The sequence below is a fragment of the Caballeronia sp. RCC_10 genome (assembly GCF_041360715.1).
Classification (GTDB): Bacteria; Pseudomonadota; Gammaproteobacteria; order Burkholderiales; family Burkholderiaceae; genus Caballeronia; species Caballeronia grimmiae.
The window spans coordinates 1-7,041 of record NZ_JBFUPT010000074.1 but is presented as its reverse complement, the minus strand read 5'-3'; the positions used below and the strand labels follow the sequence as shown (position 1 = coordinate 7,041).

2 protein-coding genes and 5 pseudogenes are annotated in these 7,041 nt (G+C 58.2%); 4 read left to right on the top strand and 3 right to left on the bottom strand.

All coding sequences use genetic code 11. The features are described 5' to 3' along the window. Positions 1-73: 73 nt before the first annotated feature. Positions 74-697, bottom strand: coding sequence for a site-specific integrase (locus AB6804_RS31265; RefSeq protein ID WP_370889745.1), 624 nt, complete (start codon positions 695-697; stop codon positions 74-76). 149 nt (positions 698-846) lie between these two features. Between AB6804_RS31265 and AB6804_RS31260 the strand changes: the two are divergent. After that, positions 847-1,338 (top strand): annotated as a pseudogene (locus AB6804_RS31260) (transposase); the annotation flags it as partial. 71 nt (positions 1,339-1,409) lie between these two features. On the opposite strand, the pseudogene AB6804_RS31255 reads toward AB6804_RS31260, so the two are convergent. Beyond that, positions 1,410-1,643, bottom strand: a pseudogene (locus AB6804_RS31255) (transposase); the annotation flags it as partial. A 649-nt stretch (positions 1,644-2,292) separates the two neighbouring features. Between AB6804_RS31255 and AB6804_RS31250 the strand changes: the two are divergent. Next, positions 2,293-2,916 (top strand): annotated as a pseudogene (locus AB6804_RS31250) (integrase core domain-containing protein); the annotation flags it as partial. Positions 2,917-3,868: 952 nt separating this feature from the next. On the opposite strand, the gene AB6804_RS31245 reads toward AB6804_RS31250, so the two are convergent. Further along, the gene (locus tag AB6804_RS31245) at positions 3,869-4,336 is read right to left on the bottom strand and encodes a PHB depolymerase family esterase (protein WP_370889744.1); all 468 of its coding nucleotides are present in this window, start codon (positions 4,334-4,336) and stop codon (positions 3,869-3,871) included. Between AB6804_RS31245 and AB6804_RS31240 the strand changes: the two are divergent. Together AB6804_RS31240 and AB6804_RS31235 are read left to right on the top strand one after the other, a co-directional pair. Next, positions 4,330-5,142: pseudogene (locus AB6804_RS31240) on the top strand (IS256 family transposase); the annotation flags it as partial. The gene AB6804_RS31245 and the pseudogene AB6804_RS31240 overlap by 7 nt on opposite strands. A 149-nt stretch (positions 5,143-5,291) precedes the next feature. Continuing rightward, a pseudogene (locus AB6804_RS31235) lies at positions 5,292-5,563 on the top strand (IS110 family transposase); the annotation flags it as partial. Positions 5,564-7,041 lie beyond the last annotated feature (1,478 nt).

The window sequence follows — 7,041 nt, the reverse complement described above, 5'->3', positions numbered from 1 at the left end:
CGTTTTGCTTTGTCGATGTTTTCCATTTCCTCATTCTCTCAGGAGTTGAGGTCTCCGGAAAACCCGGTGCGCTTCAAACTGAGGGGACTACCATCTCAAGCGGCTGCGCGATGAAACCTTCGATGTGCAGGTAGGTCAATAACGAGCGCAGCGCCGTTACCGTAAGTTTCGCTGAACCAATAGATCGTCCGTCGCGGGCAGCGAGCACGAAGTCGATCACGTGCTTCGGCTGCAGGGTCTTCCAATCGAGTTCGCTATCGACGACTCTCGCCTCGACAAACGGACGCACTATGTCGACATACCCGCGAGCGCTAGTAGCGACAAGCCCGCGCACATCGAGCAGATATCGGTGGTAGCGCGAGAGTAGCACTTCGCTGAGACTCAAGGCCGCTGGAGCACTTGCGACCTCAATCCCAATGCTTCCAAGGTAGCCGATCAGCGGCACCAGTGCCTTGGTTGAGAGCCACAACCTGTAGCCTTGTGCGCGTCGTGCGTCCAAGAACTCCCCGAGAACCGGGTCGGTGAGCATCGTTGCATCTAGTCGCCGGGAAGCAAGCCAGCGGCTCAGATGCCCAAAGAGTTGAAGTTGATTCGCTGCGGCGTTGGGCCGGTACCCTTGTTTGCTCAGCTCGGCAGCGAAGCCGTCTCTGAATGAGACAAGCGGTCCGGTAATACGGACCCGGGATGGATGTGACATGATGTGCCTCCGTCTCGCAGATGCGGAGAAGGAAGCATCGCTCAACTGAGCGGGATTATGCCGATACCCGAAGTGCGTTCGCCGCCAGCAGCCTGGTATTGCAGCCGGACTTCGGCATAATCCGGACATCGGCGTAATGGAACTTATTCCGACATCGGAATAAGTTCCACAAGATCGGCAACATCCTCAACGTCATGCCCAAGTCGCAGCACGGCAAGGCCAAGGCGGCGCTTGCTGAAATCTGGAATGCCGCGACAAGAGCCGATGCGATCGTCGCGTTCAACCAGTTCGTCGACACTTACGCGGCAAAGTATCCAAAGGCCGTCGAGAAACTCACGAAGGACCGAGACGAATTGCTCGCATTCTACGACTTCCCTGCCGAGCACTGGCAGCATGTGCGGACCACGAATCCGATTGAATCGACGTTCGCGACGGTGCGCCATCGCACAAGCCGCACACGTAACTGCCTGTCGCGCGCAACCTTCCTCGCGATGGCGTTCAAGTTGATTGAAGCCGCCGAAAAGTCATGGAGGAAAATCCGCAGCGCAGAGAATATCGAGGCGCTTCTGAAGGGTATCCCCTTCAAGGACGGAACCCCGGTGATTGAAAGCACACCGGCTCATCAATCACTGGCCGCCTGATCACGCCGTCCGGTCCGCGTACACCAGTCTTGACGATTGCTCACCTGGTGAGCGACGACAGCGGATATCGCCCGACCCTGCTGATCGATCCCGGCATACCTCCAGCAGGTCCTTCGCGAAGTATGCCGCCGCTTTTTTTTACGATCTCAAGCTCGATTTGCAAGCGCTTGTTCTCCGCTCGCAGACGCGGACAATTCCATCGTTCCGCCGTGACTGGCTTCCCTCCGGCTCCCTCAGCTTGCCCGACGCCTCGTCCTTCACCCAGTTGCGAAGCGTCTGCTGCGGCATGCCCATTCCGGTGCCACCGCGCCGAGGCCTTAACCTTCCCTGACCCGCTGGACGGCGGCCACCATGAACTCCACCATGTACGCTAGTTTCGGTGCCTTAAACATCCCTGGCCCCTTCCTCTCCGTCGAGTGTCCACAAGACTGGTTGAGAGGCGAAATTTCGGGGGAAGCTCACCTGGCCGCCCACCTGGCGCAGGAGCGGGCCCTTTTCTTCGGCATGCGGCCGTCAAACGTCGCAGTCGCTCGGCGACACTGGACGACGTGACGCTAATTTCCTAATCTGTGAGAACTACATGGCGAGACAGTCCTTTCTATCGTTCCTCGTTGGCCTCCAACAGTCTCAGAGATATCAATCATCGGGATAAACGGCTATGGTCACTCGCTCACTAGAATCGCTGGCGTTGTCGATAGAGCGGGTTGAGAAGGTCTATGACCTTTCGCAGAACCTGCACATGCCGTCTGCGGCCGTCCCGATCCGGGATCTAAGAGTGCTGCTCGACTTCTGCCGAATGTCGGGGCTCAACGGCCGCACGCGGGCAGGACCGGCAGCACGCCGATAACCTGTTCTTCGATAATCGCTTCTTCATGACCGCTCCCTTGTCGGAACGGACTCTACACCGTCAGCGTACTAATCGCGGGGGTCAGCCAATTCGTTAAGCGGGCAGATAATCCCAAGCGCTTCGACAAAATCAGGCAAGGCCTGCAAGTACGTTGCCGCAAGCGCAAGAAGGTGCCGGTTTCTGAGCGTCAGCCTTGGGCCTGCCGTCAGCGGCCAACCAGATGTGGTCGATGGATTTCGTCTTCGACCGCACCGCCGAAGGCCGCGTGATTAAGAATTTGACGATAGTGGAAGATGCGACGCATGAGGCAGTGGCCATTGTTCCTGAGAGGGCATTAGTGGGCACGTGCTTACGCGCATTCTGGACCGGTTGGCGTTGCTGTGCGGTCTACCTCAAGGGATCCGAACGGACAACGGCAAAGAATTCTGCGGCAAGGCGATGCTGACATGGGCACATCGGCGTGGCGTGAAGCTGTTTTTCATCGAGCCTGGGAAGCCGAATCAGAATGCCTGCATCGAATCGTTCAATGGCCGTTTCCGCGACGAATGCCTCAATGAAAACTGGTTCACGAGTCTCGCCCATGCACGCGTTCTGATCGAAACTTGGCGGCGGGAATACAACGAGGAGCGCCCCAAGAAATCGCTGGGCGGTTTGACGCCGTGGCTTACGCTCAAAAACTGACGGCCGATGCCGTCACATCAACCACGGACTCCACAACCGAGTGCTACTGAAAATGGGGTGATGTCGTCGGAACTGCGCTTACATGACGGTGCGACGAGGAATGAGCGTTACATCCGATGAACGCCTCTACGCGGTGGCACCAACGGCGGGAGTGAGTTAGCCCCTGTCTTGGCCGAAATCTGCACCTAAGATGCACTGGCATTGCGAATGCTCCTCTATGAGGCCGTCGTTTTTGCCGGATGAGGTGGTCAATGCAACATGTTCATCATCATGTCATGGTTCATAGAACCATGCGGGCATACATTGCGTGCTACGAATGCCGCTTCAACGAGATCACTCGATGGTCGGCCCGTTGGGCGCTTTGTCACACCACGGGCAATGTCGTCGAACTGATTGCTCACGGAGGCGACGGCTCATGGTTTATCCAAGCTGCCGACGCAGCCCGTTATGGAGAACAATCCGCTAGCCGCAAGCTCAGGCAGTTGATCGTAGACGGCGACAGCCGAGTCGGTTAGTCGCGGACCTGTCGATCGGTGAGGTTTACGCCCCTTGCAAGCGGGTCACACGTCTGTTACGTCTTCTTTGGGGTGTTTCCGGGACTCGCTCAGTTCGCGCTCCCATATATCCCAATTCCTACGGTCGTCGCCATTCTGAGTACTAAGATAAACGACGAGCGCTCCGCCGAGAAGCAACAGGACCATCGTCATCCCTATCATTTGCGCACCTCTCTAACGCCCTCCCTCGCGCATTCGGTGTCGGAGATCACCGTTGGGCAACGCCCATTTCTATCGCGCCGCGTTTTCGCCGCTCTCGGAGCTTGCGTCCTGGACACTCACTACAAACGTTGCCTCCTTCGAAGCCTGAAGATCTTTTGCCATTTCGGTTTCCTAAGTCTATGAGCGGACGTCCTGACCGGCTTTATTGTTCACCCTACTGCTCTTGTACAAGCACGTCAATTCGAGCATCACAGCAGTCATCCGCCCGAATGTCTACATACAACGCTTAAATAAGCAGGACGTCCGGCGCGTTGTCAAGCGTGAACTGGCTGACAAACCGAACGATGGCCGCACTCGCACCGGGCCCACGGGGGTCCGTGTACGTGCCCTCGGGATGACCGCCGGACCAGGCATGACCGAGCCCATGCACGAGCCATCGCTCGGTAAGCAACGATCCGTCTTGATCACGCCAAACGTCCCGAGTGTAGGCGCGGCCGTTGGTTTCGCGCTCGCCGCATGTGGTAGCGCACGCCATCGTGTCAGCCGCGTTGAGGCTCGACAAGTGATTCATCTTAACGATCTGGTCGCTATTGAGCGGGTGCACGGTAGCGTCGGCATCTCCGTGAAAGACGATTAACGGCACGGTACGCTCCCGAACCACTTCTGTATTCGGGTTTGGAAGGCAGATGGTGCCTCGGCCGTCATTCATCCCGCACGACGCCGAGATGTGCTCGTTGGCAACACCGAATGCCATGCCTGCATGGGCAGCCGCGGCTGCAGCCCCGAAAGCCCCGAAACTGTTTTAACGACGAATTAATCGACCAACTGCTTGCCCAAGTGCAGGGCAAGGATGCCGAATCGGTCCTGGGCGCGGGCTTGGCTGGGCCGCTCAAGAAACAGTTGGCCGAGCGTATGCTCGCGGCGGAGTTGAGTCACCATCTGGACTCTGAGACCGAGCAAGGCAAGGCTGGCAATCACCGCAACGGCACCAGCCCGAAGACGGTTCTGACGCCCAACGGCGAATTGAAGCTAGACATTCCACGCGACCGGCAAGCGACCTTCGAGCCGCAACTGGTCGGCAAATATCAACGCCGACTGGCGGGCTCCGATGATCACATCATCAGTATGTATGCTCGCGGCATGAGCGTGCGCGAGATCCAGGGCCATTTGCTGGAGCTGTATGGACTACAGGTATCGCCCGATCTGATTTCGACGGTCACCGACGAAGTGCTGGCCGAGGTCGAACAATGGCAGCAACGCCCGCTTGAGACCATGTATCCGATCGTGAACTTCGATGCGCTGCGCCTGAAGATCCACGACGAAGGCACGGTCGAGAACAAGGCGGTCTATCTGGCGCTGGGCATCCGTGCCGACGGTCGCATGGAAGTGCTGGGCTTGTGGAGCGAGCAAACCGAGGGCGCCAAGTTCTGGCTGAAGGTCTTCAACGAACTGAGAAACCGTGGCTTGCACGATATCCTGATCGCTGTAGTCGACGGCTTGCGCGGCTTTCCCGAAGCGATCGAGGCGGTCTTTCCGGCCGCACAGATCCGGGCCTGCATTGAAGACAGATGGTATGAACGCCGCCCTCTCTTCACGGAAATCCGAGGCCGCAGCAGGAGCGACATCGGAGAAGTGGGTCCCTGCAGAACAGACGCATCGATGTGCCAGAGTGGAAGTGTTGCGACCACTTGAGGAACGGAGGGACCATCATGAATACTACGACGTTCGGGCTCGACATTGCGAAGCGGACTTTCCAACCGTATTGGATCGAGGTGGAAACTGGCGAGGTCGTGAACCGGCAGTTCACGAAGCAACAACTTATGAATTCTTTAGTCGGCGAGCGGCTGGATGCGTCGCTTTGGAAGCCTGCGGGAGCGCCCACTGGTGGGCACGCAAAATTGCAGCGCTCGGTCACAAAGTCGTATTGCTGCACGCCCGGTTCATCCGTCCATTCGTCCAGAATAACAAGACCGATGCAAGCGTCACGCTGGACGCTGTCTCTATCCGGCGTTTGATGATTCATGCCCGCCATGCCGCCTTTCACTGTTTCATCTTTCCGGTTGCCTTTCCGGTTGCGTCCGCCCCCGAAGCGCCTTCCGGCGACATGCCCTTCTGACGTTGCTGCATCAGTGTCGGGCCGCCTGAGCTGCTTGCCCCGCTGGAAGCGCTGTCGGCCGCTTGATTCGTCGCGGTGCCGTGCTGACGCGTTGGTGACGCAGCCTTCTGGGTGCTTTGCGCCTGCGCGCTCATGCTTGTCATTACGAGCAGAATGCTTGTTAGAGCTAAGATGCGATTCATGGCTGTCTCCCGAGCCTCACGCGGCTCCCTCATTCTCATACCATTCGATTAAGGTGCGACGGAACCGGGGTCACGATCGACCGCCCCACTGGCCGCGTCTTTCGCATCCTCTTTCCGCCCCCCGCCTTGACCGATAGGCGGGGATACCTTCCTAAAGTCCGCTTGCCCGGCCGGGCTACGCCATCGATGCGTTTAGGCCACGGCGCGCGGCTAAAAAGCGATCGATTTCACTAACCCCGTGCTCAATAGCTGAACGCTTGGCCTCGTACGGTTCATGAAATCGATTCAACAGGCCGCTGACCACTTGGTCACCGCTTGGTAGGCGCACGATCACCATGGCGGCGAACGATGTCCCGTCAGGCACTGCAAGTCCTGTGACCAGGTACGTTTGAATCCAACTCGATTGCGTCTGTCATGGAAGTCGCCGGTCTGGCGTCTCGGTGGCTAGGTGCGTATGCCAGCAGCGAATATAGGGCCTGCTATAGCATCCGTCGCGGCGCGCTTAACGCCGCCCATCGGGCAAGCAACGTCAGACACCGCCTGCTGACGGGCAGCGCGGATTGCGCACGGATGATCGCGCATTCAGCATGCCCACGGCATCGCTTTTTGGAATGGAGCGCGTCGCACGCGGGCGTGCGTCCAGGTCTAGGGTCCGTCGACGTACCGTAGTTAAGACTATAGCGACGCTGGCTATGGCGGCAACACCCCTGTGCGCGTGAATATGGCTAGCGGGTACGGTATATAAGGTATCCGACGAAAACGGTCATCGCACGGGGCTGCGCGACGACGGGCTTCTAGACTTGGACGTGGCATAATCGTCGTCGAGTCAGACCCAGGCCGCGTGGCGAGATCGAAGGGCTGACGTGGGATGCATCGGCACCTCACGGATGTTTCGATCCACAAATTCGCAGCGAGGGTAGATGAGAATACTGACTTTCTACCGGCTCAATGTCACTGCCTTTCAGCGTCCGGTCGCAATGCACCGGTGTCCGATCGAGGACGTGCAGCTCGGTCAGACCGCCTCACATAAGAAATCGAACGCGCTCCGTACTCGGGTGCCAGCCGACCTCCGTGGTGCCGAACCGTTAAGGAAACTCTGCGTAACTCGCGCGTGTAATGGCCCTTAGGAATGCTACTATATTGGTCACGACCTGGAGGCAG